Here is a 26,416-nt window from a genome sequence, read left to right as displayed (position 1 = left end):
ACTTGCACCTCGATTGTGTCGCGGAGGTGCGGATGTACGGCCAGAACCAGTTTCTCGAAATGTTGGGCGCGCTGGGGTGCGCGGTCACCGCGTTCGTGCTGTCGTTTAGCCTCTCGCTCTCGTTCCTGTCGGCGATCGGGCGGACGCTGCGCCGGGTGTCACCAGAGAACCGGCGGATGGAACCGGCCCGGGTGTGGCTGAACCTGATTCCGGTCTTCAACCTCGTGTGGGCCGCGGTCACGGTGGAGCGCGTGGCGGAGTCGCTGCGGAACGAGTTCCGCTCGCGGGGAATGGACGACCCCGACGAGGGCTACGGGCGCGGGTGCGGTCTGGCGACCGTCGCCTTCATCGTGCCGGGCGTGTGGTTCTACCCCGCGTTCGTGACGTTCCCGATCGCGTTCATTTGCGGCGTCCTCTACTGGCGCCAGTTGAACGACTACGTCGAGCGCCTGAAGCCCGGCGCGTACATCCCCCCGCCGATGGACGAGGGGTGGTGACCGGTCACGGAACGCGGTCGGTGTGGGTCTTGAGCGGGCCGGCCACGTCGTCGGGCACGAGCGGGAAGAACTTGTACCCGGTGCGCTGCTCGACCGTGCTGACGGGCACGACGTACTTCTTCCAGTCGCTCCCCACCGTCTGATCGTTGGGCATCCACACCGCGAAGACCGGCGTATCGGCGCTCGGGGCCGCGGTCTTGTTCGGCAGCACCATCACCACTTTCCAGACGCTCTCGGGCACTACAATCGGATGCGATTTGCCGATCGTGAAGTGCTTCACCTCATCCCTGCTAGCTCCGCCTCGACCGTGTGGACCGCACGCGATGTAAAGCTCGCTGTTCTTTTTCGCGAGAGAGCGGCAGTGCTCTTCCAGCAGGCGCCAGCCCTTTTGATTGTTGTTCTGCGATTGGGGAACAATGTTCGTCATGTAGAACAGGATCTCGTTATCTTCTTTTGAATTCGAGCGGTCCTTGGACGCGCACATGTGTCCGCGGTCGAACCCGGACGCGGCGTAGTCCGAGGATTTGACGCGGTAGAAGTCTTTCGGCAGGTCCGGGTCCGGCTCGAAGCTCGTGTCGCGTTCGGCCGTGCCGATGTCGCTCGCGGTCAGGTTCCAGCACACCCAGTTCGGGTTCTTCGTCGCGTCGTTGTACGAGAGGACGTACTGCGGCCGGTCGATCAGGTACGCTTCGCGGTTCGCCGGGTCGTGCTTGGCTTCGGCCGGTAGCCCGAATCGCACGTTGCGGTTTTCGAGCGTCTGTTGATCGCCCTGCGGACCGGGCGGGTGCCCCTCCTGGCGCGAGCGCACCAGCGCAACGACACCGGCGATAACGAGAATCACGACGCCGGCTATGACGCGCTGCGTCGGCGTCAGTTCGTCCAGGAAACTCTTCGAGGCCATTCCTTAGCTCCGAGAATCGGTCACGTTTCAACGACTTGGGTTTTCACACCGGCGTACTGCCCGTCGGTGGTGCGGCCGACGATGTAAACATCCATGTTTACCTCGCCCACCTTGAACACGGTCACGCCGCTGAGGTGGTGCGCGAGCGTCGCGAACAGGTGGAGGAACTCCCCGCGGCTCTCGCTGGGGATCGTCCGCGTGAGGTCCGGGACCGTGAGCTGCTGGACGGGCGCGTCCTTTTCGACCTTCGCGTTCGCGCGCACCGCGGCCTCGTCCGGCGGGCCGTCGCCCCCGGGCCACGCGAACGCCTCCAACGGCGCGTCCGACTCGCTGGGGAACAGGAGCCCCTTCGCCGCCGCCTTGAGTTCCTTCAGAACCGGGGTCGTCTTCGCCATGTGTGTCGTCCCGTGCGCTACCTTTTGTGAACGGTGACCTTCACCGCGTCGGGCTTTTCCTTCAGCACTTCCGAGACCTCTTTGGGCACCAGCGGGAAGAATTTCAGCCCGGTCTTCTTCTCGACCTCGGCCACGGACACGCGGTAGTGCGGCCAGTCGTCGGTAACCGTGTCGTCGTTGGGCATCCACACCGCGATGACGCGCGTGTTCTTGGTCGGGTTGGTGCCCTTATCGAGCACGAGCGCCACCTTCCAGACGTGCGCGGGAACGGTAATAAACGGCGCGTTTTTACCGATGGTGAGCTTCTTCGTGCCGTCGTTGGCGACGCCCCCGATGCCGTGCGGCCCGGCCGCGATGTACAGTTCCTTGCCGTCTTCCGCTAGCGTCCGGCAGTAGCTCTCGAACCGTTCCCAGCCCTTCTGATTGCACGCGGCCGATTGCGGCACCATGTTCGTCATGAGGAACACCGCGTCGTTGTTCTCCTCCGTGTCCGAGCGGTCCTTCGAGGGGACGAGGTGCCCGCGGTCGAACCCGCTCCCGGTGTAGTTCGCGCTGGTGATGTGGGTGAAGCCCTTCGGCAACCCCTTGTCCGGCTCGAACGCGCCGCGGGCCGTGCGCCCGATGTCCTTCGCGGTCAGGTTCCAGCACACCCAGTTCGCGGTCTTGTGCTTGTCGTTGTACGACATGACGTACTGCGGCCGGTCGATCAGGTACGCTTCCTTGTGGGCCGGGTCCGGTTTCGCTTCGCCGGGCATCCCGTACCGGACGTTGCGGTTCGCGGGCGGCTTCGGCGGGTCCGCGCTGGCGGGCAGCGCGGACAGAGCAACCGCGATCGCAAGAATCAGAAGGAGACGCTTCATGATGGTTACTCGCGAACGATTTTGAGTACGCGACCGTTGCTCGCATCGGAAATGTAGACGTCGCCGGTTCGCGGGTGAACGATGACTCCGTGCGGCTGATTGAACTCTGCCTTTAGCGGATCGCCCCCGCCGAGTCCCGTTCCCTTCTTCCCGGTACCGGCCACGAGCGAGAGTGTACCGTCTTTGGGGCTGTAACGCACGATCCGGTGGTTCTCGGTGTCCGCGATCAGCACCGAGCCGTCGCGGTCGATGCACAAGTGCTTCGGCCCGTTCATCGCGGCTTCGAGCGCTTTCCCGGTTCCCTGGCCCGCCTTCCCGGTCCCGGCGACAGTGCGAATCGCTCCTTTCGCGTCGACAACACGCAGTGCGTGCCCGCTGCGCTCCAGAATCCAGAGATTGCCGTCCTTATCGACCGCATGCGCCCGAGGATCGACGAGCGGCTGCTTCAGTGCGTCTTCGCCGTCTTTCGGAACGCCCTTTTCGCCGTTGCCCGCGACCGTCGTGACCACCTCGGATTTCATGTCGATCTTGCGAATCCGGCGGTTATCGAGATCGGTGAGGTAGAGGTACTTCTTGTCCGGATCGAACGCCGCGCAGAACACGCCGCCGAATTTCGCTTTGGCTGCCGGTCCGCCGTCACCGGAAAAGCCCTTCTCGCCGGTGCCCGCGAACACGGTGACCTTGTCGCTGGCAACGTCGTACCGGCGCACGCGGTTGTTCCAGGTGTCGGCGAGGTACACGTGCCCGTCCGCACCGACCGCGAGCGAGTGCATGCCGTTGAAGGTCGCTTTTGCCCCGGGACCGCCGTCGCCGTCGCTTCCCTTCTTCCCCTCGGTACCGGCGAGGGTGCCGAGTCGATCGTCCCGGAGTAGTCGAAGGCGCTCGCCCTTCGCCATTTCCACAATGTAGATCGTGCCCGTCGGGGCGAAATCGACTCCGAACGGCTGAATCAGCTTCGCCTTTAGTGCTTCTGTGCCGTCGCCACCTTCACCGCCGCCCGCGACGAGACTGATTTTGTCCGCCCACGCGGTCGATGCGCTTAAAAATAATAAGCATGATGCGAGTGACAGAATGCGGCGCATGGTTGGTATCCACGTCAGGGGTGTTGTGAGGGTACGCCGGTCGGGGTGTCGGAGTCAACGCGACCGCGGTATCTTTAGCCGTTATGGACAACACGGAGGTTCTTGTGCTTCACCCGGTCGAACTGATTCTGGCCCTACTCGCGGTTACGGTCGTGCTCGGTTTGGTGGCCCGTCGGCTCGGCATCGCGGAACCGATTCTGCTCGTTATCGGGGGGCTGGTGCTCGGCCTCCAGCCCTGGGCGCCGGGCGTGATGGTCGACCCACAAATCGTGTTCCTGCTGTTCCTGCCGCCGCTCTTGTACGCGGCCGCGTTCCGGACGCCGTGGCCGGAGTTCCGCGACCAGATCCGGCCGATCATGCTGCTCGCGATCGGGCTGGTGCTGTTCACGATGGTCGTGGTCGCGGCCGCGGCCCACTACTTCGTCGGGATGTCGTGGCCGACGGCGTTCGTGCTGGGCGCGATCGTCTCGCCACCGGACGCGGTCGCCGCGGTCGCCGTGACCCAGCGCTTGCGCGTGCCGCGCCTCATCACCACGATCCTCGAAGGCGAAAGTTTGGTGAACGACGCCTCCGCGCTCGTGGCGCTCCGGTTCGCGGTCGCGGCCGTGGTTACGGGCGCGTTCTCTTTGGTGGAAGCGGGTACCGAGTTCGCGATCGTCAGCGCCGGTGGGATCGCGATCGGCATCGCGGGCGGGTGGTTCGTGGTGTGGCTTCACGGGTGGCTCGATCGCAAAAAACTCTCGGACACGAAGATCGTCATCACGATTACGCTCCTCACGCCGTTCTCGGTGTACCTGACGGCGGAACACTTGCACCTGTCCGGCGTGCTCGCGGCCGTGAGTGCCGGGTTCTGGGTCGGGAACCGGTGCGAGCGGGTGTTCAGCGAGGAACTGTATGAAGAGGCCCGGGCCGTTTGGGAGTGGATGGAGTTTCTGCTGAACGGGCTGATCTTCATTCTGGTCGGGTTCGCGCTGCGGCAAATCATCGATCAGGCCAGCGGCGCTCGCTCACCGGCCGACGTGCTCGTGGCCGCCGCGGTGGTTTCGGGCGCCGCAATCGTGGCCCGGCTCGTGTGGATATTTCCCGGCGCTTACGTGCCGCGCTGGATCGATCACCAAGTGGGTATCCCCACCCCATACCCGCCGTGGCGGGGCGTGGTCATTGTGGGGTGGACCGGGATGCGCGGCGTCGTGTCACTCGCCGCGGCCCTCGCGCTGCCGCTCGCCACGAGTCAGGGGCACCCGTTCCCCGATCGCGACATAATTCAGGTACTCACGTTCGCCGTGATCTTCGCCACGCTGGTGGGGCAGGGGCTTACGCTTCCCCTCTTGATCCGCGGTTTGGGTGTTTCGGACGAGCCGGATGTAGCGTCCGATGCGCTGGAACCGCCCCCGGACGACCCGGCCGTTTGAGGCGCCGCGCCCGCGCTTTTTGACGCTCGCCGTTAATTGGACGATCGAGTAGTCTGTTGTGGCCGGCGCCGCGGGGCGCCGCACATCACCACATTAATAGAGGTGTGAAAATGCGGACGCTACTCGGACTCGGGATCGTGCTGGCCGTGGTTTGTGGCGCGCACGCGGCGGACGAAAAGAAGCTCGACGCGAAGAAGCTCGTCGGCAAGTGGGAGCCGGTGAACCCCAAGAAGGGCGAGGCGATGGTGATGGAGTTCACCAAGGACGGCAAGCTGACCGTCACCGGTGACATGGGCGGTAAGGAGCTGAAGATCGAAGGTACCTACACACTCGAAGGCGACAAGCTCTCCTTCGTGCTGAAGTTCATGGACAACGAGATCAAGGAAACGGTCACCCTCACGAAACTGACCGACGACGAGATGGAAGGCAAGGACAAGGGCGGGAAGGTCGAGTCCTTCAAGAAGGTGAAGCCGAAGTAACCCGCTGTTCTTGGTGACTCCGGAGCCGGTCGCGATAACCCTCGCGGCCGGCTCCGGTATTTGGTGCCCCGCATCGGTTTGCACTCGCCGCGTTCGGGCGGGGCGTGTAGTTTCTCCCCAACGACCGCGTGGCGGTCGCCGAAATCGTGTCACTCACCGGAGCAAGCACATGCGTGTCCTCGCCGCGTTGGTTGCGGTTCTCGCCCTCGCCGGGTTCGCCGGCGCCGCGGACGAAAAGATCGATGCCAAGAAGCTGATCGGGAAGTGGGAACCGTCGAAGCCCGAAAAAGACGGCCCGAAGCTGGTTCTGGAGATCGGCGAGAAGGGCAAGTTCACGCTCCACGTGACCATCGGCGGGAAGACCGAGAATATCGACGGCACCTACAAGCTGGAAGGCAACAAGCTGGACATCGAAATGACCTTCGGCGGTAAGACCGAGAAGGAAACGATCACGATCACCAAGCTCACCGATACGGAACTGGTGGCCAAGGACTCGAAGGGCAAAGAAGACACGATGACCCGGGTGAAGGATAAGAAGTAACCGGTTCGTGAACGCGCGCCGACGGCCGCGGGGGATTCATCCCCCGCGGCCGTCTCGCTTTACGCACGTTCGCGCTGGTGGTATCCTGGGACCACCCGTGAGGAGGTTCGTCGATGCGCGGTACCGTCGTCGGTCTGGTCGCGTTGTGGGTCGGTGGCTCCGTGTGGGCCGCGCCCGTTCCGAAGGATCGCACGGAAGCCGAGAAGGTGGTCGGCACCTGGAAGATGGTGCTCGACTCGCGCGGGAACACGGACACCGACGTGGAGGTCGAGTTCACGCAGGGCGGGAAGATGACCATTCGCCAGCGGATCGATAAGGACACGTTGTCCGTGTACGAGGGCAGCTACCGTGTCGTCGGGAACGAACTACCCTACGAAGTGAAGCAAGACGCACTCGTCAAGAAAGAGACGCTCACCATCAAGAAGATCACCGCCGACGAACTGGTCTTCATCGACCCGGACGGGTTGAAGGAAGAGTTCGTCCGCGTGAAGAAGAAAGTCGAACCGAAGAAGGACGACAAGAAGTAGCCGCGTCGGTGGCCCGTACTTCACCGGGCCAGCCGGCGAATCGCGTCGGCCGCAGTTACACACTGCTCGCGCGTCACATCTAAGTGCGTCACGGCTCGAATCACGCGCGTTTCCAGCGGAGCCACGAGCACCCCGTTCGCTTTTAGGCGCTCGGCGACGTCCTTCGCACTGCCGTGTCGTGCGTCTACCTCGAACCACACTAGGTTCGTTTCCACTTCGTAGGGCTTGAGCGTGAAGCCCGGTACTTCTGCCACCGCGTCCGCGATGATCCGCGCGTTCGTGTGATCTTCTGCGAGCCGGTCGATGTTGTGATCGAGCGCGTAGTCGCACGCCGCGGCGAGGAACCCGATTTGGCGCATCGCCCCGCCGAACAGCTTGCGGATGCGTCGGCCGTGGGCAATCAGCTCACGCGGGCCGAGTAACATCGAGCCGACCGGCGTACCCAACCCTTTGCTGAAGCACACGTTTATGGTGTCGAACATCCCGCCCCACACCTTCGCGGGCACACCGGTCTTCACGATCGCGTTCCAGATACGCGCGCCGTCGAGGTGTGTCGCGAGCTTGTGGTGGCGCGCCCAGCGCGAGATCTCGTTGATCGCGTCCGGTGACGTGACCGTGCCGCCCCCGCGGTTGTGCGTCACTTCCAGGCACACGAGCCGCGTTCGCACCGAGTGCATATCGTCGGGCCGGACTTTGTCCGTGAAGTCGCTGGCGCCGAGCCGCCCGTCCCCCGTAGTGCTATCGATCGTGCGGAGCGTGACGCCGCTCAGTGCCGCAGCGCCGCCGGCCTCCCACAAACAGATGTGACTGTTGGTTTCGAGAAGGATCTCGTCCTGCGGGCGGCAGTGAACCCGCACCGCGATCTGGTTGGCCATCGTGCCGCTGGGCACGAACAGCCCGGCCTCGCACCCGAACATCGCGGCGGTGCGCTGTTCGAGTGCGTTTACCGTCGGGTCTTCGCCGAACACGTCGTCGCCGACCGGCGCGGCCATCATCGCGGCCATCATGCCGGGCGTCGGTTTCGTAACGGTGTCGCTGCGGAGGTCGATCATGGAGGCGCTCGGGCTCGGGGAGCCGCTTACGGCTCTTTCTTCGGTTCCTCGGCCTGCCGGTTCTCGATGAACCAGCGCTCGCCGATCTTCTTGAAATACAGCGAGCGGCCCTTGACGTCCGCGTGGGACACGGACGCGGTGCCGTCGGCTTCCGCGAACATGCCGTCCCGCAGGAGCTTTCGCATGTCTTTGAGGGCTTGCGGGTCTTCTTTCAGCTTGCCTTCGATATCTTTGGTGAGCTGCTTGAACCCCAGGAGACGCGCCTTGGCTTCGACCGTCGCGCGGAACTCCTTCGGGTCGAGCGGGAGGCGGTCTTCCGGCGCTACTTTCGTCGGGTTGGCCCGCTGGAAATCCCGCAGTTGTGTGAGTTCGCGCTCCGTGGCGGCCTCGAACCCGGTCGCGCGATCGGTGACCATTTGGTCCGTGAACTTGGGGTCGAGGACTTGCGCAATGAAGTACGAGTAGTCGCCCGCGTCGATGCGATCGAGGGCCGTTCGGAGCACGTTCTTGGGCGTGTTCTGTGCGTGTAATTGGGGGCGGGCAGTAATCCCGTACCGCGGATCGGGGTCTTTGGCGGGCTGCGCGTGAACGAGCGCGCTGGTACAGAACAGGACGACACCCGCGAGCGCAGTTCGCATCGGCAACCTCCGTAAACGAATCGTTTCCACGATACCCGTGCTGCCCGCCGCGCTCCACCCCAAGCCGCGGAGCAAAATAGATGCAAAAGGCGCCACGGATAAACGCTGATAAACACGGATCAGAACAATACTTGAGTTTAAGTGCCGCTCGCACCGACGCGGCACGAATCCTTCCCTTTGTCGCGCAAATCTGACTTCTCTGATCCGTGTTTTTCGGTGTTTATCCGTGGCGCCTTTCGGCCTTTATTGGGCACGCAATACAATCGAAAGTATGGCAGGCAACACATTCGGTAAACTGTTTCGCGTCACCACATCGGGCGTCAGTCACGGCCCCGGGTACTTGTGTATCATCGACGGCTGCCCGGCCGGGCTGGAACTATCGGTCGAAGACCTCCTCCCCGACCTGCGTCGACGCCGGCCGGGGCAGAGCAAGTTGACCACTCAGCGCGACGAATCCGATACGCCGGAAATCTGGTCCGGCGTGTTTGAAGGCAAAACAGACGGCACGCCGATCGGCATCCTGTTTCGCAATTCGGATCAGCGCAGCGGGGACTACGGCGACATCAAGGACAAGTACCGGCCGGGGCACGCGGACTTCACGTTCGATGCGAAGTACGGGTTCCGCGACTACCGCGGCGGCGGGCGGTCGAGCGCACGCGAAACCGTGAGCCGCGTCGCGGCCGGGGCGGTGGCCAAGAAGATCCTCGCGCTCGCGGGCATTCGGGTACTCGGGTACGTGAAGCAGGTCGGCGACGTGATCGCGGACGTTCCCGATCCCACCGCGGTGACGCTGGAGCAAGTGGAAGCGACGCCCGCGCGGTGCCCGGTGCCCGACACCGCGGCGAAAATGATCGCGCTGATCGATTCCGTCCGCATGGATCGCGATTCCATCGGCGGCGTGTGTGAACTCGTCGCGACCGGGGTACCGCCGGGGTTGGGGGAGCCGGTCTTCGACAAACTGAAAGCGGATCTGGGCAAGGCGCTGCTCTCGCTGCCCGCGGTGCTCGGTTTCGAGTACGGGGCCGGCTTCGCGGTCGCGAACATGCGCGGGAGCGCGAACAACGACGTGTTCGTTCCCCCAGAACCCCACGAATCGCCGGTGGCCCCGGACGCGGCCGATTGCAACACCGCGGTGTGGGAACCGCACCACGAGGCCCCCGTGCGGACCGAATCGAACCGCCACGGCGGGATGCTCGGCGGGATCTCCAGCGGGATGCCGATCGTGTGTCGCGTCGCGGTGAAGCCGACGAGCAGCATTCCGCGCGCGCAGCGCACGGTTACGCGGGCCGGGGAGCCGACCGAAATTCTCGTGAAGGGCCGACACGATCCCTGCTTGCTCCCGCGCTTCGTGCCAATGGGCGAAGCCATGATCGCGCTCGTGTTGGTGGACCACCTCCTGCGGAGCCGCGCGAGCCGACTTCCCGGTTAGTACACGCGACGGCACATCGGTTGCATGATTGTCGTTCGTTTCCCGCAAGTCATGAGCGGGAACGCGCGACAATCTCCCTCATCGCCCGAGGAGCAATCCGATGCAAACGATTAGCTCGACACTTTTTCTGGCCGCCGGCTTCGTTCTCGCGGGGACCACCGACCCGCCCGCTGCGCAAAAGCCGCCATCGACACCCGAGAAACAAACTGCCGCTTCCTTGGAAGGCGGTTACGTAATTGTGTCTGGTGAAAAAGACGGGAAGCCGATTCCGGAAGCCGAGATCGCAGGGTCCATCGTCAAGTTCACCGGCGATTCCATCCTCGGCACTGATAAGGACAAGAAGGAGTTCTTCTCCGCAACTTACACGCTCGATACGTCGAAGACCCCGTGGGTCATCACGATGAAGGGCAAAGAGCCCAAAGAAATGACCGCGACGGGGCTTATCAAGAAAGAGGGCGACACGGTTACGCTGATTTACGCGCTGCCCGGTGGCGAGGCGCCGAAGGAATTCATGACGCGGGAGAAGCAGCACCTCTTCGTGCTGAAGAGCAACAGCAAGGGCGTCAAAGACCCGAACAAGTTCACGAAAGAGCCGTAGCCCTCGAACCGCGGCCCGGGAATCTTCTCCGGGCTATTGCCATTTGATGCGCGGGGCGCCTACACTGGCATCGCCGTTAACTGAACGGCCATTTCAACCGACCCGTCGCCCCGATCGCGTCCGACGCTGCCTCGCCCCGACACTTCGCCCGGAACCCCTCGCCCGACACGGAGGATTTCATGTCGATGTTCGTGCGCGCCGCACTGGTTGCGGTTCTGTGTCTGAACGTTCACGCGATGGCTATTTCAGCGGACAACGAGAAGCCAAAATTAGAAGGACAACACCAGATCGTCGGCGGAGAGCGGAACGGTCAACCGGTCGCCGAGGCCGATTTCAAGGGAGCGACGTTCCGGTTCGCGGGTAACAAGCTCACCGGTGCGAACAAGGACGGCACCGAGTTCCTGGTCGCCGAGTTTACACTCGATTCGACCAAGAGCCCGTGCGCGATCGTCATCAAGCCGACCGCCGGCAGCGACAAGGACAAGGAACTGTTCGGCCTGATCGAACGGAAGGACAACACGATCCGCATCATCTACACGGGACCGGGCGGCGAAAAACCGACCGAGTTCAAGACGAAGACCAACCAGGCGATGTACACGCTGAAGTGCGAGAAATAAGGCTTTCCATTGGGACGATATGACGTGGGCCGCGGTGTTCAAAACCGCGGCCCACATCGTTTTTAGCGCTCCCAAGGTTGGCGCGGCGGGGCCGACTGAGTGTGCATGTCGCTGAGGATCGAGTTCATCACGTCGTTGGTCACGTCGCGCCCGCCGCTCAGGTTGATGAAGAGCGACTCGATGGTAAAGAAGATCCCGAACGGGATGCCCCACCACCCGAGCACCAGACTGGTGAGCGTCGGGCCGATCGACTTGCCGAACGTCCCCTGACCGGCCCGAATGAAGTGGATGTCGGTGGGGTTTTTGAAGCTGACGACGAGGAGCGAGATCGCGTACTGAAAGATGACGAACTTGCCGCCGTTGTTTACTTCTTCGGCGAGTTCGCCGACCGTCATACCGTCGATGCCAACAATCTTCACGGGCGACTCCTGAAGGCACGCGCGCCCCGGAACCGGTTCCGGGGCGCGCGTCGATGAGCTTACACTGGGGAAAGCGCTTTCTCAAGAACCTTACGCACTTCGCTCTTCGGGATGCGCTCTTGTTTAAGCGTATCGCGATCGCGGATGGTAACTGTGCCGTCCTTCATTGTGTCACCGTCTACCGTAATGCAGAACGGCGTGCCGGCCTCGTCCTGGCGCCGGTACCGGCGCCCGATCGCGCCGCTCTGGTCGTACACCACGTTGAAGAACGGCTTGAGCTCGCGGTAGAGCTTCTTCGCCTCCTCGTCCATGCCGTCCTTGTTCACGAGCGGGAAGATCGCGGCCTTGATCGGCGCGAGGCGCGGGTGGAACTTCATCACGATCCGCGTTTCCGGGTTCCCCTTCGCGTCGGGCGCCGTGTCCTCGGTGTACGCCTCGCACAGCACCGCGAGCGTGAACCGGTCCGCCCCCGCGCTCGGCTCGATCACGTGCGGCACGAACTGGAACTGCGCCTTTTCTTCCTTCTCCAGCTTCTTTTTCTCTTCCTCGCGCTTGGCCTTGTCGTCCTTGAACGCTTCGAGCCGCGCCTGGAGGAGCGCGTTCCAGCCCTCTTCGTCGAAATACTTCAGGTCTTTTCCGCTGCGACTCGAGTGCGCGGAGAGGTCGAAGTCGCCGCGGTGCGCGACGCCCTCGAGTTCCTGCGGCTCGTCCGAGAACGGGAACATGTACTCGATGTCGGTGGTGCCGACCGAGTAGTGCGCCAGCTCTTCCTGGCCCTGTTCGCGCGGCACGAGGTTCTCGCTCTTCAGCCCCAGGCGCGAGTACCACTGCCGGCGCAGGTCGCGCCAGTACTCGTACCACTTCCGCGACTCGTTCGGGTGGCAGAAGAACTCGATCTCCATCTGCTCGAACTCGCGCGATCGGAACGTGAAGTTCCGCGGGTTGATCTCGTTGCGGAACGCCTTGCCCACTTGCGCGATCCCGAACGGCAGCTTCAGGCGCGACGAATCCAGCACGTTCTTGTAGTTGGCGAAGATCCCCTGGGCCGTTTCCGGGCGCAGGTAGACCTTGTTTTCGTCCGACGCGATCGGCCCCGCGTGGCTCTCGAACATCAGGTTGAACGCACGCGGTTCGGTGAGGGTGCCGTCGCAGTCCTCCGCCGGGCACGGGCGCGGCCACGAGGCCGGGAGTGCGGTGGCCGAATGGTACTCCAGTTGCGCTGCGGCCTTCAGCGCGCGCCCGACCGGGTGCTTCTTCTTGTCCAGCTTGGCGATCTTCTCTTTGAGCAGCGGTTCGGCGTCCGTGGCATTGTCGGCCTCGACCGAGATCGCGTGCGGGGCGCTGTCCACGACCGCGCAGGCGAAGTGGACCTTGTCCGCGCGGAACCGCTTCTTGCACTTGAGGCAGTCCACCATCGGGTCCGAGAACCCGCCCACGTGCCCGCTCGCGACCCACACGTTCGGGTTCATGATGATGGAGCAGTCCAGCCCGACCATGCGAATTTCCTGACCGTCCGGGCCGGGCGGCGGGTTGCGGACCATGTCCTGCCACCACGCCTCCTTGATGTTCCGCTTCAGTTCCACCCCGAGCGGCCCGTAGTCCCAGAACCCGTTGATCCCGCCGTAGATCTCCGAGGACTGGAAGACGAACCCCATGTCCTTGCAGAACTTCGCGAACTTCGCCATGTCGAGCTTGGTCGGCATCGAAAAAACCTCCACTCGGTCGGGCCATATCGGAGAGTGTCTCGCGGCCCGGCCAGGTATGCGAAGCCCTTGGTCTGGACCCCGCGTTAAATTGAGAGCCGGTACGGGCGCGGGGTTCACGTGAACCCCGCGCTCGCGCGGCGTGGACATGATACGAATTGCGGGAACCGGCAGAGTAAGTGCCGTGCGACAAAGGTGATCGGGTTCGTTGGAGGTGCGTTGTGCTGGCTGTCGAAAGGACAGGAAAGGATGTGTGGGAGCGAACGGTTGCTGTGCCGACAAATCGTATTTTCTAATTTTATATTGTTATGGTTAAGGTGTATTTTTAAATGCAACGATGTGGGAACAAGTCACCGTCTTAACTCGTTGCCAAAGACCCGGTACCTGGGGGGCGTTGTCGTGGTTCGAGAGGACCGCGAAATGAAAAGATGCGGCCACGAAGATCTGCGACCGGTCGCGCATCACCCAAGAGACGGCTCGCTAATCTTGGTGAGCGAGAATTCATGAATGAACAGCGTCGTGAAGGGAATTTCCAGCTCGACCCCAGTACTGAGAAGGATTCGATGCAAATACCCGGCGCCCCAGGGGCCCATGCGATCGTCCGTCACCGACTCGATTTCATCGTACAACCAGTGTTCGCCCTCCTTGGAAAACCGCCACCCCTCTGGTTGAGGACGGACGCGAACGTTGTCCCAAAGGCAATAAATCAGAGAGCGGATCGTGCCTTCGTCCTTTACCGTAATGATGGCCACAGAGTACCAAAACGGTACGACCAACGCGGGGTGAAATTCACGAAAAAATTCCCGAGAGAAATGCCGTGCGCCTGCTTGTGTTTGCTCCACGCGTGAAAGAACCAAGCAATCGTGCAAAGATAGTTCGGCAAGTCTTTGAATTTGAGACGGCGTGCGATCCCGGAAAATTTTGAGGTGTTGGGCGTACTGCTCCGCAGCCTTTTCCCATTCTTGGTAGGCTCGATCGGCTTCGTCTTCGTTCGGTGAATTAAACCGAATGTACAGTTCCGGCGTGAAAAATCGCATGGCTCGCTCAGGTGGCTTTGAGTTTGTCGGTCTCGTAGAACGTGTGACCTTCCGGTGGTCGCGGATCGGGTTGCCAATGCGGTAGCGACATCCGGCCCGCGCTCAAGTGGGGAAAGCAGCACTTCGGCTCCCTCCCGATTGCATTTCGTTCGATCTGGCCCGCGAGTCTTCGGTTCGTAACCCGGTCCGGCCCGCACACGATGACATCCTCGCCGTTTCTTCTCCTTGTTTCGGCATCGGTCTGAGTGATCTCGGCGCCCTTTTTTACAGCACCGGCATTACCTCGGATGCCCTCGTAAATCTTCGGCGGCTCCTGGAGAGAGGGAGCCTTGGTCGCCTGCTTCTTTGCCTTCGCCATGCCGTCCCCGAAACGTAGAAGGGCTTTCTCGTTGTGAACGAACGGGGTCACAGATGGTGTTAGTGTACATTTTTGTCCGAAGGGGATACAAGCGCTATCAAAGATCGGATTCAGGAGCAGTAATGACTGCAGGCCGGGTACCGCCCGACCTGCAATCTATCCGTTTGAGCGTCCTCATTCGGCAATCGCCGAACGTTACTTCTCAACGGGCAGTCGTTTGATCTGTTCGTTGATGTTCTTCGCGCGCTCCTTGATCGCGAACCGGAGCCGGTTGACCTGGTTCTTGTAGTCGTTCGCGGCCCCGGGATCGACGGTCTTGAGCGCCGGGTGGACGACGGCCTCCATTTCGTCGAGGCGCGCGATCAACTCGTCCGGCTTGTACACTTTTGTCATGATCTCGCGGAGCCGGGCGAGGTACCGCTTCTTGCCCTCTTTCGTTTGCATCAGCGCGCGGGCCACGCTCCCGCCCCAATCCGGCATGATGGGCCAGTTGGTCTCGGCGAACATTTGGTCCATCCCCGACGGGATGAACGTGATCTTGTTCGTCTTCGGGTGGTGGTAGATGCGGTAGTTGTTGCACTTCGACGGGTACCCGTCCCAGTCGGACGTGATCATTTCGACCACGACGTAGCTGATGAACTTGTCGAGGTCGAGGAGCTTCTCCAGTTTCTCGAACCGCTTCTTCTCGTTCCCCTCGCGGGTCGCGGCCACGAGTGCTTTCAGGTCGGCACGGTCGGCCACGTCGTTCTTGCTCGACACCAGATCGAGCTGCTGGTCGATGTCGCGCAGGAACCCGCCGTCGTAGAAGTTGCCGTTGCTGTTGCCGAAGTGGTTCTGGAGGAACTGCTTGTCGTAGCCCTCCTTGATGTAGTACAGCCCGCGCTTGCGCCCGTTGATCGTGACCGTCGCGTGGCTGACGCGCGAGGCCGGGACGCCCGCGGCGCGGAAGATCTCGCCGCAAATCAGTTCCGAGAGGTAGCTCGGGTCTTGTGCCGAGTTCGCGAGGTGCCACTTGTCCATGCCGTTGTACCGCTGGGCGTCGGTGAACTTGTCCATGTTCAGCGTGAGGCCCGGCTTGTCGTCGAAGTTGCGGTAGCTCCCCGCCGCGCCCTTCAGGTGGAAGCCCACTTCGGCGTACTCGGTGGTGCCCTCTTTGAGCAGCGCCTTGGCGTACTTGCGCGGCTCGCGGTTGATCGCGTCGACCTCCTTCTTGTCCACCGTCAGGACCAGATCGTGGACCTTCGGCTTGCGGAAGAAGTCGTCGCGTTCGGTAATCAGGCGCGGGGCCGGGGCGGTGTCGACGGCGGGTAAATTAGCGGCGGCAAGAACGAGCACGAACAGGCCGAGTAACAGGAGGGGTCGCTTCACGGCAGACTCCGGTGGCGCGGAACGGTCAGCGTGCAACGATTTTACCCGTTATCGGGTCGGTTCCACAAGCGCGACGTAATGCGTCCTCATTTATGTCGTTGTGTCCACGATGACGACATCGACCCCGCGCACTGTGTGGAGGAGCCGGTCAACGAGCGACGGACCGAACCAGCGCCGGTACCACGGGCGCTGCGGGCGGCCCATCACGAGGTGCGTGATGCCGTACTCCGCTACGAACGCGGCCACCGCGGACGGGAAATCGGCTCCCTTGAATGTAAGCGGCACGCCATCGAGTTGCTGCGCGAGGGCGAGTGAATCGGCCACGCGGCGCTGAGTGGCGGCGTCGGTTTTTTCTGTGCTTTCACCCGGAGTTTGCACGTAGACCGCGAACCACGGGGCGCCGAGGCGGTCCGCGAGTCGCGCGCCCTTGCGGAGCAACCGCAGCGCGTTGGGGCTGCGGCTCGATAAACACACCATGACCCGGGCGGACGTGTTCGCTTGCGCCGCGCCGTCCCGCTCGTGTCGGCGCCGGTCTAGTACGTGTGCGACCTGTTCCAGCGCGATCTCACGGAGCTGGTTCAGGTTCGGTTCCGTGAAGAAGTTCGCCAGCGCGCGTTCGGCCCGCTCCGGCGGGTATACTTTCCCGGCCCGCAACCGCTCCTGAAGATCCTCCGCGGGCAGGTCCACGTTAACCACCTGGTGTGCCTGCGCGAGCACGTAATCGGGCACCCGTTCCTTGACCTTCACTCCGGCGAACCGTTCGACGATGTCGTACAGGCTTTCGAGGTGCTGCACGTTCATCGTGGTGATGACGCTGATCCCGGCTTGGAGGAGCGTCTCGACGTCCTGGTAGCGCTTCGCGTGCCGGCCGCCCGGCGCGTTGGTGTGCGCCAGTTCGTCCACGAGGGCGACCGTCGGTCGGCGGTTGAGCATCGCGTCCAGGTCCATTTCTTCGAGCACGACGCCGTGGTATTCGAGTTTGCGCCGCGGAACCTGTTCGAGATCGCTGACGAGCGCGGCCGTGTCGGCGCGCCCGTGCGTCTCGACCACCCCGATGACCACATCCACGTTCTGCTTGCGGAGCCGGTGCCCCTCCTGAAGCATCTCGTAGGTCTTGCCCACACCGGGCGCGAAACCGAGGTAGACCTTCAGCCGGCCGCGCTGCTGTTCCCGCAACAGCGTCAGGAACCGTTCGGGACCGGGGCGAGCCGTGTCAGTGGTCATGGTGTGCTCCCGTTCGCTCGTCCCAGGTGGGGAGCGTGATCCGGAACGTTGTTCCTTTTCCGGGTTCGCTCACGCACGTGACCTCGCCCCTATGGGCCGTGACCACTTCCTTTACGATCGCCAGTCCCAGCCCAGTACCGGCTTCGTCACTTTGACCCGGGATGCGGAAGAACCGGTCGAACACGTGTGGGAGGTACTCCGCCGGGATGCCGACGCCCGTGTCCGTGATCGTGAGGACCACGCGCCCATCCGCTGCTGAGCCGGCGGTGAGTGTGATCCGACCACCTGGCGCGGTATAGGTGATCGCGTTGTTGAGGATGTTGCCGAGCGCCTGGCCGATTCGGGTTGCATCGACTGCGATCAGTGGAGCTGGTTCATTTCCCGTGAGGGCCAGTTCGACGTGTTTGTCGGCGGCCCTTGACCGCACCTCTTCGGCCGCGTGCCTAAGTAGCTCGGTTGGGTCCGCGGGGGTGAACGTCGTTTCGTCACGCGGGCGCTGGAGCCGTGCGAGCGCGAGCAACTGGTCAATGAGCGCGAGGAGCCGTTCGCTGCCGTCGCGTGCATCTAAGAGCAGTTCCGTTTGTTTGGGGGTAAGCGGCCCTACCGTTTCTTCCAGAAGGACGTGAACGGCCAGGCGCACCGAGGTGAGCGGCGTTTTCAACTCGTGGCTCACGGTCGCAACGAGGTCCGACTTGAACTGGTCGAGCAGCCGGAATCGGGTCACGTCGTTCAGGACCACGGCGGCGCCGAGGGTATCGCCCTCCGGGGAACGGATCGGGCGGATTTGCGGCAGGTACGTGCGCTCCTCTCCTCCCGCCCGGAACGAAACGACCTGATCGAAGCCCTCGGGCTGGTACGCGCGCTGAGTTTGGAGAGCGTCCGCCAGCGGCACGCGGAGCGGATCGGGCGGCTGCCACATCGGGCCGGTATCGCTTCCCGCTGGCGCGACGCCGAGTAGCCCCTGTGCCGGGGGATTGGCCAGTTCCACGCGCCCGCCCGGTTCCACCACGAGAATCGGGTCGGAGAACGAATCGATCGTCGCTTGCGCCGTCCGCTGGGCGCGAACGATCCGATCAAGATTCGAGCGCCGGTACTGGCGCAGTTGTGCGGTCATCGCGTTGAAGGATTTGGCGAGCTGGCCGAGTTCGTCCCGGCCGAAGACGGGCACTTCGCGGTCGAACTGACCCGAACCCCCGATCGCTTGAGTCGCTTCTGTTACGGCCCGGATCGGTCCGAGGATCTTGCGGAGCAGGTACCACGCGATCCCGAACACGATCGCTACCAGCGTGCCGAGGCTGATCCCGAATCCGACGAGTGCCCGTCGCGCCGTTTGGCGGGCGTCGTCCCGGGCGCGTTCCATGCTCTCCTGGTTGATGCGGAGGATCTTGCCGGAAACCGTTTTGATCTCCTGGAACGTACCGAGCAGGCCCGGATCGCCCGCGGCGCCCTCGTAGTCCGCGTGTCGCTCTGTGAGGGGGCGGGGGGAGGCGAAGAACCGTACCCCGCGCCGGCGGTAGTCGTCTTTTAAGATTCGTAACCGCGCGACCAGTTCGTCCTCGTCCGGGTAAATGGTAACGTTGCCCTCTTCGATCCGGAACTGCTCCTCGAACGCGCGCCAGTGCGCCTCGAACTGGTTCCGGGCACCTGCTTCCTTTTCCGGAGTCCGGCCCGATAGTGCGAACTGGAACGACGAGTCCATTCGCTCTAGCGCCTCGTTCAAGCGGAACATGGCCTGAACGCTGGCGTAGTTCTCTTCCAGGATCGCGTCGATCCGCGTGCCGGTCCGATCGAGCTGTGCGAATCCGATGGTTCCGAGCGCGGTCAGGAGCGCGACGAGTGGTAAGAACGCGAGCAGGATGCGGGTGCGCAGTCTCATGGGTTCCCCTTCGGCGGGTTCGACCGCTTCCGCTTGCGCCACAACGTGCTCGGGTCGATGCCGAGAACCTGGGCGGCCTCGTCGAGAGACGGGGCCGATGCGATGACCCGGCGAATGTGCTCGGCTTCCAGATCTTCGAGCGTGACGTGCCCGCCGATTTCCATTCGGGGTGCGGGCGCGGTGGTGAGCTGACCGGGCAGGTGTTCCACCCCGATCTCCGATCCCGCCGTCATGATGACCCCGCGCTCGACCGCGTTCCGTAATTCGCGCACGTTGCCCGGCCACGAGTAAGCGTTCATGACCGCTTCGGCTTCCGCGGTGAAGCCGACCACCGACTTGCCGGATTGACGGTTGAAGAACGCGAGCAGACCGCGTGCGATGGACAGCAGATCTTTTCGCCGCGAGCGCAGCGAAGGGACCGTCAGGTCGATCACGTTGAGCCGGTAGAACAGATCTTCCCGGAAACGCCCCGCGGCGACTTCTGCTTCGAGCGGGCGGTTGGTCGCGGCGACGATGCGCACGTCCGCTCGGCGAACGATCGGCTCCCCGACGCGCTCGTACTCGCGATCCTGGACGAGCCGGAGCAGTTTCGGCTGAAGGACGGGCGGGAGGTCGCCCACTTCGTCCAGAAAGAGTGTTCCGCCGTCGGCCGCGTCCACCTTCCCGGTTTTGTCCTGCACGGCGCCGGTAAACGCTCCTCGCGTGTGCCCGAACAGGTCACTTTCTAATAACTCGGCCGACAAACTCGGACAGTGGACCGTCACAAACGGGCGCTTGGAGCGCTTGCTCCGGGCGTGAAGCGCCCGGGCGAGCACGTTTTTGCCGGTCCCGCTCTCACCGCGGAGCAGCACTGTTGCGTCCGTCGGGGCGACCTGAAAGGCCGCGTCGAGAACGCGCTGCATGGCGGGTTCCTGGGTTTCCAGTTCGGTTGTCGGGTCAGGGCCGCCGACTCGTTCCTCGAGCGCTGCAACTCGATTCCGCAACCCCCGGACGAGGGCAGATCGGTCGAGCACCATTCGGATCTGGTTCGGGGTGAACGGTTTGGGCAGGTAGTCGAACGCTCCTCGGCGCATGGCTTCGACCGCGGAATCGAAGCCGGCGAACGCGGTCACAATGACGATGTGCAGGTCGCCCGCGGAGCGGAGCAGCTCGGGGAGCAGGTCTAGCCCCTTTTCCGTTCCGAGCTTCAGGTCGAGGAACGCGAGGTCGAAGCGCTGGCGCCGGACCGCCTCCAGCGCTTGCGCGGAGTTCGCGGCTTCAGTGACCTTGTGGTCCATGCTCTCCAGCGCCGTCCGGAGCGTCCGGCGCAGAGCCGTCTCGTCGTCGATCACGAGCAGGTTAAACGGCTCGGTCGTGTGCTTCATGGGTCACCGGGTTGCAGTTTGCAATCCTCGTCGTGCGGTTCGCAACCCGCGTTCACGCAGGGTTGAGAGAGCCAATTTCGTAAGTCCCGTTATTTCCAGCGGTTCGGCGATTCCGCGAACTTCGGCGCGGGAACTGCCAAGAGGGATAACGCAACATCGCTGCCGGAGGATCGTGAGATGTCCCTTGAGTTCTGGGTGCCGGTGACCATCGGCATCGGGCTAGTCGTGTTCGCGCTCATGTTCGCCTTCGTCGTCGCGTGCGACAAGGTGTGAGGAGAACTACCGTGATCTGGATCACCGTGGCCGTGACCCTGTTCCTGTTCCTGTACCTGCTCGCCGCACTCCTGCGGCCCGAACGGTTCTAACCCGGTCCCGCCTCAGTGCGGACCCCCAATCCGATTTCGTGCTCCCTTGATTTAAGAGTACCGCCATGTGGCTCCTTCCATTACTGATCGTCGGCACCACGGTCTTGCTCTCCGTTCCTATGGGGCGCTACCTGGCCGGCGTTATTGACGGCAAGTACAAGGGGTTCGGCCCGCTCCGCTGGGTCGAGCGCCGACTCGATACCGGCCCGCAGACCTGGAAACAGTACGCGGTCAGCCTGTTGTTGTTCAACACGGTCATGTTCGTGTTCGGGTACCTGGTGCTCGCGCTCCAGCCGGTGCTGCCGCTGAACCAGTCGGACCCGGTGTTCAAGGACGGGAAGGGGATGCTGTCCCCGACCACGATCTTCAACACCGTGACCTCGTTCCTCACGAACACCAACCTCCAGCACTACTCGGGCGAGCAGCACCTGTCGTACTTCTCGCAGCTCGTGTTCATCGTCTGGAACATGTTCACCTCGGCCGCGGTCGGGTTCTGCGCGCTCGCGGCCGTGATTCGCGGGTTGCGCGGCGACGCGCACATGGGCAACTACTACGTGGACATGTGGCGCGTGGTGATGTACGTGTTCGTGCCGTTCAGCGCCCTCACCGGGGGGCTGCTGATCGCGTCCGGCATGCCCATGACCCTCGAACCGGCGGCGGAAGCACAAACTGTGCAGGTCGGCGCGATGGGGACGGATACCGTTGACGGCAAGGACGTGCCGAAGTCGCAAGTGATCGCACGCGGGCCGGTCGCCGCGGTCCTCCCGATCAAGCACCTGGGTACCAACGGCGGCGGGTTCTTCGGCGCGAACTCCGCGCACCCGTTCGAGAACCCGACCGCGTGGACCAACTATTTGGAGTGCGTCAGCATCCTGATCTTCCCGTTCTCGCTCGTCGTGATGTTCGGGCGGATGCTGAACCAGATGCGCCACGCGGTGGTGATCTACGTCGTGATGATGGTGATGTTCGCGGCGATGATCGGCTGGGCCGTCTACCACGACACCCTGAAGCCGAATCCCGGGTTACTGGCGCAGCCCGAGCGCACGGTGAAAGTCGCGGGCGCGCCGGAGAAGGTCGTACCCGCGCTGGCCGCGCTACCGGTCGATCAGGAGGGACTCGGCAACCTGGAGGGCAAGGAACTGCGCTTCGGTCCGTCCGCGGGCGCGACGTTCTCGGCGGTGACCACCGCGGTCACCTGCGGATCGGTGAACTGCATGCACGACAGCCTGAACCCGCTGGCCGGGATCACCCCGCTAGCCGGGATGCAACTGAACTGCGTGTTCGGTGGCAAGGGCGTCGGCATGATTAACATGCTGATCTACCTGGTCGTGGGCGTGTTCCTGGCGGGGCTGATGGTCGGCCGTACCCCGGAGTATTTGGGCAAGAAGATCGAATCGCGCGAGATGAAACTGGCGATGCTCGCGCTGCTCATTCACCCGGTCATGGTGCTCGGCCCCACCGGGCTGTTCGCTGCCCTCGATTGGGGCACCGCGGCGACCAACAACCCGGGGCCGCACGGGTTCAGTGAGATCCTCTACGAATTCAGCTCGGCCAGTGCGAACAACGGGTCCGGGTTCGAGGGGCTGGGCGACACGCACGGGTTCAACGACGCGAAGAAGAACCTTTCGACCCCAGCGCCGTTCGCGGCCCACTGGGACATCGCGACGGGGCTGGTGATGCTCCTGAGCCGGTTCATCCCGATCATCGCCCCGCTCGCGCTGGCGGCTAGCCTCGCGCGAAAGAAGACGACCCCGTTCACGTCCGGAACCATGCGCACGGACACCGTTACGTTCGGGTTCGTGTTGCTGGGCACGGTGCTCCTGGTCGGCGCGCTGTTGTTCCTGCCGGCCATGTGCCTGGGACCGGTGGCCGAGCACTTCGGGCCGATGCCGTTCGGTCGCTAATTGGGATCGTCCCTGGGACTGTGTTCATTCACGGTCCCAGGGAAATCGCGGCCGGTGAACGCCGGCCGATCGCCCAAAACTCTAACTACACACAACGAATATGTCCGCGATATTGATGCCTCCCGAAACTGATCCGAAGCTGGCTCGCAGGGCGAGTCGGCGCTTGAGTTTGTTCGCGCCCGACCTGCTGCGTGCGGCTCTGGTGCGTGCCGTTGTCATGCTGCGGCCGGACATCCTGTGGAAGAACCCGGTGATGTTCGTGGTCGAAGTCGGCACCGTGCTGTCGTTCGTGTACACGGCGCACAAGGTGGTCGCACCCGACTCCACAATGGCCACGCTCGGCTACCTGATCGCGCTAGACGTGTGGCTGCTCCTGACGGTGCTCTTCGCCAATTTCGCCGAAGCTCTCGCCGAAGCTCGCGGGAAAGCTCAGGCCGACGCGCTCCGCAAGACGCGGCAGGAATCGCCGGCGCAACGACTGCGCGTGTCGGACACGTCCCGCGTACCGAACGGCACGCTTGCTGCGTGGTTGCGCGAACCACGCTCGTTCATCGACGAAGTGCCGTCCACGCGACTCAAGCCCGGGGATCTCGTGATCGTGGAAGCCGGTCAGGTCATTCCCGGCGACGGCGAGATTGTCGAGGGTGTCGCGTCGGTGGACGAATCCGCCATCACCGGTGAATCGGCACCCGTCGTGCGCGAAGCCGGCGGTGACCGCTCCGGCGTCACGGGGGGGACGCGCGTTCTGTCCGACGCGATCCTGGTGCGCGTGACTGCGGCGCCGGGGGAATCGTTCCTGGACCGGATGATCGCACTGGTCGAAGGCGCGGCCCGGCAGCGGACACCGAACGAGATCGCGCTCTCGCTCGTGCTTTCCGCGTTCACGCTGATCTTCTTGATCGTGGTGGTGGCGCTGTGGCCGATGGCCGCACACGCCGAGGAGTACATGAAAGGCTTCGTCGGTGCGACCGAACTGAAGAGTTTGGGCACCGACGTCCCGACGCTGGTCGCGCTGCTCGTGTGCCTGATCCCGACCACCATTGGCGCGCTGCTCGCGGCCATCGGGATCGCGGGTATGGACCGCGCGCTGCGGGCGAACCTGATCGCCAAGAGCGGTAAGGCGGTCGAAGTGGCCGGCGACGTCGATACGCTGCTGCTCGACAAGACCGGGACGATCACGCTCGGGAACCGTCGCGCGACGCGGTTCGTCCCGCTGGGGAGCCTCGCCGCGACCGAAGTGGGGTTGCTCGCGGCGCTGTCCAGTGCGGCCGATGAGACCCCCGAGGGCAAGAGTATCGTCGAACTACAACGGCGCACGTCCAGTGCCATCGCCGCGGTTCCGCCGTCGGGCGCGCGGTTCATCGCGTTCACCGCACAGACCCGGATGAGCGGCGTGGATTTGCCGGACGGCCGGGCGATTCGCAAGGGAGCGTCGGACGCCGTTATCAAGTACGTCAAAGCGCAAAACGGGGTAATCCCTCCCCACACCGACGAGCAGGTGAACTCGTTCGCGAGCCAGGGGATGACGCCGCTCTTGATTGCTGAGGGGAACGCGATCGTCGGGCTGGTCGTGCTGGAAGACATCCTCAAGCCGGGGATCAAGGAGCGGTTCGAGCGCTTGCGGAAGATGGGCATTCGCACCGTCATGGTGACCGGGGACAACCCGCTGACCGCGAAGAGCATCGCGGAGCAGGCCGGGGTCGACGACTACATCGCGGAGGCGACCCCGGAAGCGAAGCTCGCCTACATTCGCAAGGAGCAGGCGGGCGGGCGGCTCGTGGCGATGATGGGCGACGGGACTAACGACGCCCCGGCGCTGGCGCAAGCCGACCTTGGCGTCGCCATGAACAGTGGCACCCAGGCGGCCAAAGAAGCCGGCAACATGGTCGACCTCGATAGCGACCCGACGAAACTGATCGAGGTCGTCGAGATCGGCAAACAACTCCTGATGACGCGCGGCGCGCTCACCACGTTCAGCATCGCGAACGACCTGGCGAAGTATTTCGCCATCGTACCGGCGCTGTTCGCGGGGACGCTCCCGTGGCTCAAGGCCATCGACGTGATGAATCTGACCTCGCCGACCTCGGCGATTCTCTCGGCGGTCATCTTCAACGCGATCATCATTCCGCTGCTGATCCCGATCGCGCTGCGGGGCGTGACGTACCGACCAGTGGGTGCGGACGCGCTTCTGCGGCGCAACTTGCTGGTCTGGGGGCTCGGCGGCGTGATTATCCCGTTCGTCGGCATCAAGCTCATTGACATGCTGCTGGCCGTGTTCGGTGTGGCGTAACCGATTCGTGTGGGAACAAATGTAGTCCGCTCGCGGGCGAGCGGGGCTTGGGCTTCCGCTCTGGATCTTGTGGCACAGGCCTCTGGCCTGTGGAGGCGCAACACAGGCCAGAGGCCTGTGCCACAAGTAAATGAACGGAAAGGAATCGTGAGTGTGGTCCGCTCGCTCCGCGAGCGGGGCTTGGGTGCCCGGGGTATCGGGCACGGCACCATAACGTAGGAAGCCGACCGCTCGCGGAGCGGGCGGACCACACTCACGGGCACCACACATGCGTTCGCGGCTCGTTGGGTGCAACCGCGGTTCAAACTCATCCGGGCACGATAACGTACCGGTTATTCTGGAGACAAATATGACTGCTCACATACGTGCGAACTTGTTTTTGCTGGTGTCTACAGTTCTGATTTGTTGCGTGCTGTACCCCGTCACGATGTACGCCGTCGGGCGCGGGCTGTTCCCGACGGCTGCGTCCGGGAGCCTGATTACCGAAGCGGGGGTGGACGGGAATGATGTGGTGAAGGGTTCGCGGTTGATCGCGCAACCGTTCACAAGCGACGAATATTTCTGGTCGCGGCCGTCGGCGGCCAGTTACAACGCGACCGCGTCCGGGGCGTCGAATTGGGGCGCGAACAACCCGAAGCTCCGGGACCGCGTGTCGCAGTTCCTCGGGCCGATCGTGCAGTACAAGAAGAACAGCCGGTTCTACACCGGGACCGATCCCGAAAAGGCCGTCCAGAAGGACATCGAAGCGTGGTTCGCGGCCAAACCGGACCGAGTTGCGGACTGGGCGGGCGAGTTCGATTTGGCCGTTGGGAACTGGGCCAAGACGGATTTCGCGGCCAAAACGGACACGTCCGACGAGAAGTACGGGCTTCAGGGCGAGTTCATCCTCGCGTGGGCGAAGGAGCACCCGGAAGTGATTCGCGACTGGAAGGCCGCTAACCCGACCAAAACGGACGATCCAAAATCCGAAGATTTGGCCGCGGGCTTCTTCGCCAGTTTCGCGAAGATTCACCCCGGAAAATGGCCGGGCGTGGTGGAAGTCGAGCAGGCGGACAAGACCAAAGTGAAGCGCGTCGAACCGGTGCCGTCGGATACTGCGATCAGCGCGAACTTCTTCGAGCGGTGGTTACGCGACCCGGCGAACGCGAATCGTGTTGCGGACCTGGAACCGGTGGCCGCAGACATGGTGATGGCGTCGGGTTCGGGTCTCGATCCGGATATCACGCTTCGCAACGCGCTATCGGTGTACCAACTCGATCGCGTGGCGAAGGCCCGTACCCCGATGGGTGGGGACGGTAAAAAGGTCCGTGACGATATCGCCGCCCTTGTGAAGAAGCGAGCGTTCACCCCGCTCGGTGGGCTCGTTGGCGAACCGCTAGTCAACGTGCTGGAACTGAACCGCGAACTGGACGCCAATTTCCCGGTTCCCGCGACTGGTAAATAAGCACCGTGCCCCGGTCAAGTAGCTTGAGGCTATTCG

At 63.4% G+C, this 26,416-nt stretch carries 26 protein-coding genes; 12 read left to right on the top strand and 14 right to left on the bottom strand.

Features of this window, described 5'->3' with window-relative positions; genetic code table 11:
* Positions 1-32 precede the first annotated feature (32 nt).
* On the top strand, positions 33-497 hold the full coding sequence (locus VT84_RS26500; RefSeq protein ID WP_082841618.1) for a hypothetical protein: 465 nt from the start codon (positions 33-35) through the stop codon (positions 495-497).
* A 4-nt stretch (positions 498-501) separates the two neighbouring features.
* On the opposite strand, the gene VT84_RS26495 is transcribed toward VT84_RS26500, so the two are convergent.
* The 4 genes from VT84_RS26495 to VT84_RS26480 are packed head-to-tail and all read right to left on the bottom strand — an operon-like array spanning position 502 to position 3,735.
* The gene (locus VT84_RS26495) at positions 502-1,398 is read right to left on the bottom strand and encodes a DNA/RNA non-specific endonuclease (protein ID WP_082841617.1); all 897 of its coding nucleotides are present in this window, start codon (positions 1,396-1,398) and stop codon (positions 502-504) included.
* Between the two features lie 20 nt (positions 1,399-1,418).
* Complete coding sequence (locus VT84_RS26490) at positions 1,419-1,793, bottom strand: nuclease A inhibitor family protein (protein ID WP_052561464.1); 375 nt, start codon at positions 1,791-1,793, stop codon at positions 1,419-1,421.
* Positions 1,794-1,810: 17 nt separating this feature from the next.
* A complete protein-coding gene (locus VT84_RS26485; RefSeq protein WP_082841616.1) occupies positions 1,811-2,653 on the bottom strand; it encodes a DNA/RNA non-specific endonuclease in 843 nt (280 codons plus the stop codon).
* 5 nt (positions 2,654-2,658) lie between these two features.
* Positions 2,659-3,735 (bottom strand): hypothetical protein, encoded by a 1,077-nt coding sequence (locus VT84_RS26480; protein ID WP_082841615.1) that lies wholly within the window; start codon positions 3,733-3,735, stop codon positions 2,659-2,661.
* A gap of 104 nt (positions 3,736-3,839) precedes the next feature.
* Between VT84_RS26480 and VT84_RS26475 the strand changes: the two genes are divergently transcribed.
* The 4 genes from VT84_RS26475 to VT84_RS26460 all read left to right on the top strand — a co-directional run bounded on the left by VT84_RS26475 (position 3,840) and on the right by VT84_RS26460 (position 6,694).
* Complete coding sequence (locus tag VT84_RS26475) at positions 3,840-5,147, top strand: Na+/H+ antiporter (protein WP_082843417.1); 1,308 nt, start codon at positions 3,840-3,842, stop codon at positions 5,145-5,147.
* Between the two features lie 110 nt (positions 5,148-5,257).
* Positions 5,258-5,626: a TIGR03066 family protein gene (locus tag VT84_RS26470; protein ID WP_082841614.1), complete on the top strand. Its 369-nt coding sequence runs from the start codon at positions 5,258-5,260 to the stop codon at positions 5,624-5,626.
* A 169-nt stretch (positions 5,627-5,795) separates the two neighbouring features.
* Positions 5,796-6,167 carry a TIGR03066 family protein gene (locus tag VT84_RS26465; protein ID WP_052561471.1) on the top strand — a complete coding sequence of 124 codons (372 nt, stop codon included), beginning with the start codon at positions 5,796-5,798 and terminating at the stop codon, positions 6,165-6,167.
* Positions 6,168-6,280: 113 nt separating this feature from the next.
* Entirely contained in the window at positions 6,281-6,694 is a 414-nt protein-coding gene (locus VT84_RS26460) for a TIGR03066 family protein (protein ID WP_052561473.1), read from the top strand.
* A 20-nt stretch (positions 6,695-6,714) separates the two neighbouring features.
* Here VT84_RS26460 and ltaE read toward each other — a convergent pair whose 3' ends face one another.
* Positions 6,715-7,746, bottom strand: coding sequence for a low-specificity L-threonine aldolase (gene ltaE / locus VT84_RS26455; RefSeq protein WP_082841613.1), 1,032 nt, complete (start codon positions 7,744-7,746; stop codon positions 6,715-6,717).
* A gap of 26 nt (positions 7,747-7,772) precedes the next feature.
* On the bottom strand, positions 7,773-8,384 hold the full coding sequence (locus VT84_RS26450; protein WP_082841612.1) for a hypothetical protein: 612 nt from the start codon (positions 8,382-8,384) through the stop codon (positions 7,773-7,775).
* A 271-nt stretch (positions 8,385-8,655) separates the two neighbouring features.
* Here VT84_RS26450 and aroC point away from each other — a divergent pair, with 271 nt between their 5' ends.
* The 3 genes from aroC to VT84_RS26435 all read left to right on the top strand — a co-directional run bounded on the left by aroC (position 8,656) and on the right by VT84_RS26435 (position 11,028).
* Positions 8,656-9,813 carry a chorismate synthase gene (aroC, locus tag VT84_RS26445; protein ID WP_082841611.1) on the top strand — a complete coding sequence of 386 codons (1,158 nt, stop codon included), beginning with the start codon at positions 8,656-8,658 and terminating at the stop codon, positions 9,811-9,813.
* Positions 9,814-9,913: 100 nt separating this feature from the next.
* The gene (locus VT84_RS26440; RefSeq protein WP_082841610.1) at positions 9,914-10,411 is read left to right on the top strand and encodes a TIGR03067 domain-containing protein; all 498 of its coding nucleotides are present in this window, start codon (positions 9,914-9,916) and stop codon (positions 10,409-10,411) included.
* 179 nt (positions 10,412-10,590) lie between these two features.
* Positions 10,591-11,028, top strand: a complete 438-nt coding sequence (locus VT84_RS26435) for a TIGR03067 domain-containing protein (protein WP_082841609.1) — start codon at positions 10,591-10,593, stop codon at positions 11,026-11,028.
* A gap of 62 nt (positions 11,029-11,090) precedes the next feature.
* On the opposite strand, the gene VT84_RS26430 is transcribed toward VT84_RS26435, so the two are convergent.
* The 8 genes from VT84_RS26430 to VT84_RS26395 all read right to left on the bottom strand — a co-directional run bounded on the left by VT84_RS26430 (position 11,091) and on the right by VT84_RS26395 (position 20,377).
* Positions 11,091-11,447 carry a hypothetical protein gene (locus VT84_RS26430; protein WP_082841608.1) on the bottom strand — a complete coding sequence of 119 codons (357 nt, stop codon included), beginning with the start codon at positions 11,445-11,447 and terminating at the stop codon, positions 11,091-11,093.
* Positions 11,448-11,506: 59 nt separating this feature from the next.
* Complete coding sequence (locus tag VT84_RS26425) at positions 11,507-13,150, bottom strand: glycine--tRNA ligase (RefSeq protein ID WP_052561487.1); 1,644 nt, start codon at positions 13,148-13,150, stop codon at positions 11,507-11,509.
* A gap of 461 nt (positions 13,151-13,611) precedes the next feature.
* Positions 13,612-14,187, bottom strand: a complete 576-nt coding sequence (locus VT84_RS26420) for a hypothetical protein (RefSeq protein ID WP_052561490.1) — start codon at positions 14,185-14,187, stop codon at positions 13,612-13,614.
* 7 nt (positions 14,188-14,194) lie between these two features.
* The gene (locus VT84_RS26415; RefSeq protein ID WP_052561492.1) at positions 14,195-14,545 is read right to left on the bottom strand and encodes a hypothetical protein; all 351 of its coding nucleotides are present in this window, start codon (positions 14,543-14,545) and stop codon (positions 14,195-14,197) included.
* A 195-nt stretch (positions 14,546-14,740) separates the two neighbouring features.
* On the bottom strand, positions 14,741-15,913 hold the full coding sequence (locus VT84_RS26410; protein ID WP_162271856.1) for a CotH kinase family protein: 1,173 nt from the start codon (positions 15,911-15,913) through the stop codon (positions 14,741-14,743).
* Between the two features lie 90 nt (positions 15,914-16,003).
* Positions 16,004-17,137, bottom strand: coding sequence for a universal stress protein (locus VT84_RS26405; protein WP_082841606.1), 1,134 nt, complete (start codon positions 17,135-17,137; stop codon positions 16,004-16,006).
* Positions 17,127-19,013, bottom strand: a complete 1,887-nt coding sequence (locus tag VT84_RS26400; protein ID WP_157469845.1) for a sensor histidine kinase — start codon at positions 19,011-19,013, stop codon at positions 17,127-17,129. Before VT84_RS26400 ends, VT84_RS26405 begins: the two co-directional genes overlap by 11 nt.
* Complete coding sequence (locus VT84_RS26395) at positions 19,010-20,377, bottom strand: sigma-54-dependent transcriptional regulator (protein WP_082841604.1); 1,368 nt, start codon at positions 20,375-20,377, stop codon at positions 19,010-19,012. The genes VT84_RS26400 and VT84_RS26395 overlap by 4 nt, the downstream gene beginning before the upstream one ends.
* Positions 20,378-20,646: 269 nt before the next feature.
* Between VT84_RS26395 and kdpF the strand changes: the two genes are divergently transcribed.
* From kdpF to VT84_RS26375, 4 genes are all read left to right on the top strand, one after another.
* Entirely contained in the window at positions 20,647-20,742 is a 96-nt protein-coding gene (gene kdpF, locus VT84_RS39735) for a K(+)-transporting ATPase subunit F (protein ID WP_162271855.1), read from the top strand.
* Positions 20,743-20,807: 65 nt separating this feature from the next.
* A complete protein-coding gene (kdpA, locus tag VT84_RS26385; RefSeq protein ID WP_082841602.1) occupies positions 20,808-22,646 on the top strand; it encodes a potassium-transporting ATPase subunit KdpA in 1,839 nt (612 codons plus the stop codon).
* A 100-nt stretch (positions 22,647-22,746) separates the two neighbouring features.
* Positions 22,747-24,936, top strand: a complete 2,190-nt coding sequence (kdpB, locus tag VT84_RS26380; protein WP_082841601.1) for a potassium-transporting ATPase subunit KdpB — start codon at positions 22,747-22,749, stop codon at positions 24,934-24,936.
* A gap of 349 nt (positions 24,937-25,285) precedes the next feature.
* Positions 25,286-26,380, top strand: a complete 1,095-nt coding sequence (locus tag VT84_RS26375) for a potassium-transporting ATPase subunit C (RefSeq protein WP_082841600.1) — start codon at positions 25,286-25,288, stop codon at positions 26,378-26,380.
* Positions 26,381-26,416: the final 36 nt, after the last annotated feature.

The sequence above is a fragment of the Gemmata sp. SH-PL17 genome, from assembly GCF_001610855.1.
Lineage (GTDB): Bacteria > Planctomycetota > Planctomycetia > Gemmatales > Gemmataceae > Gemmata > Gemmata massiliana.
This window is presented reverse-complemented; position numbering and strand designations above follow the sequence as displayed.

What these genes read in the sequence shown, in the direction of transcription:
- VT84_RS26495 (WP_082841617.1), bottom strand. Translation starts at nt 1,398, where the DNA reads ATGGCCTCGAAGAGTTTCCTGGACGAACTGACGCCGACGCAGCGCGTC.
- VT84_RS26450 (WP_082841612.1), bottom strand. Translation starts at nt 8,384, where the DNA reads ATGCGAACTGCGCTCGCGGGTGTCGTCCTGTTCTGTACCAGCGCGCTC.
- VT84_RS26480 (WP_082841615.1), bottom strand. Translation starts at nt 3,735, where the DNA reads ATGCGCCGCATTCTGTCACTCGCATCATGCTTATTATTTTTAAGCGCA.
- VT84_RS26440 (WP_082841610.1), top strand. Translation starts at nt 9,914, where the DNA reads ATGCAAACGATTAGCTCGACACTTTTTCTGGCCGCCGGCTTCGTTCTC.
- VT84_RS26375 (WP_082841600.1), top strand. Translation starts at nt 25,286, where the DNA reads ATGACTGCTCACATACGTGCGAACTTGTTTTTGCTGGTGTCTACAGTT.
- VT84_RS26425 (WP_052561487.1), bottom strand. Translation starts at nt 13,150, where the DNA reads ATGCCGACCAAGCTCGACATGGCGAAGTTCGCGAAGTTCTGCAAGGAC.
- VT84_RS26460 (WP_052561473.1), top strand. Translation starts at nt 6,281, where the DNA reads ATGCGCGGTACCGTCGTCGGTCTGGTCGCGTTGTGGGTCGGTGGCTCC.
- VT84_RS26465 (WP_052561471.1), top strand. Translation starts at nt 5,796, where the DNA reads ATGCGTGTCCTCGCCGCGTTGGTTGCGGTTCTCGCCCTCGCCGGGTTC.
- VT84_RS26490 (WP_052561464.1), bottom strand. Translation starts at nt 1,793, where the DNA reads ATGGCGAAGACGACCCCGGTTCTGAAGGAACTCAAGGCGGCGGCGAAG.
- aroC (WP_082841611.1), top strand. Translation starts at nt 8,656, where the DNA reads ATGGCAGGCAACACATTCGGTAAACTGTTTCGCGTCACCACATCGGGC.
- VT84_RS26400 (WP_157469845.1), bottom strand. Translation starts at nt 19,013, where the DNA reads ATGAGACTGCGCACCCGCATCCTGCTCGCGTTCTTACCACTCGTCGCG.
- VT84_RS26470 (WP_082841614.1), top strand. Translation starts at nt 5,258, where the DNA reads ATGCGGACGCTACTCGGACTCGGGATCGTGCTGGCCGTGGTTTGTGGC.
- VT84_RS26420 (WP_052561490.1), bottom strand. Translation starts at nt 14,187, where the DNA reads ATGCGATTTTTCACGCCGGAACTGTACATTCGGTTTAATTCACCGAAC.
- kdpA (WP_082841602.1), top strand. Translation starts at nt 20,808, where the DNA reads ATGTGGCTCCTTCCATTACTGATCGTCGGCACCACGGTCTTGCTCTCC.
- VT84_RS26500 (WP_082841618.1), top strand. Translation starts at nt 33, where the DNA reads ATGTACGGCCAGAACCAGTTTCTCGAAATGTTGGGCGCGCTGGGGTGC.
- VT84_RS26395 (WP_082841604.1), bottom strand. Translation starts at nt 20,377, where the DNA reads ATGAAGCACACGACCGAGCCGTTTAACCTGCTCGTGATCGACGACGAG.
- VT84_RS26485 (WP_082841616.1), bottom strand. Translation starts at nt 2,653, where the DNA reads ATGAAGCGTCTCCTTCTGATTCTTGCGATCGCGGTTGCTCTGTCCGCG.
- VT84_RS26435 (WP_082841609.1), top strand. Translation starts at nt 10,591, where the DNA reads ATGTCGATGTTCGTGCGCGCCGCACTGGTTGCGGTTCTGTGTCTGAAC.
- VT84_RS26405 (WP_082841606.1), bottom strand. Translation starts at nt 17,137, where the DNA reads ATGACCACTGACACGGCTCGCCCCGGTCCCGAACGGTTCCTGACGCTG.
- ltaE (WP_082841613.1), bottom strand. Translation starts at nt 7,746, where the DNA reads ATGATCGACCTCCGCAGCGACACCGTTACGAAACCGACGCCCGGCATG.
- VT84_RS26415 (WP_052561492.1), bottom strand. Translation starts at nt 14,545, where the DNA reads ATGGCGAAGGCAAAGAAGCAGGCGACCAAGGCTCCCTCTCTCCAGGAG.
- kdpB (WP_082841601.1), top strand. Translation starts at nt 22,747, where the DNA reads ATGTCCGCGATATTGATGCCTCCCGAAACTGATCCGAAGCTGGCTCGC.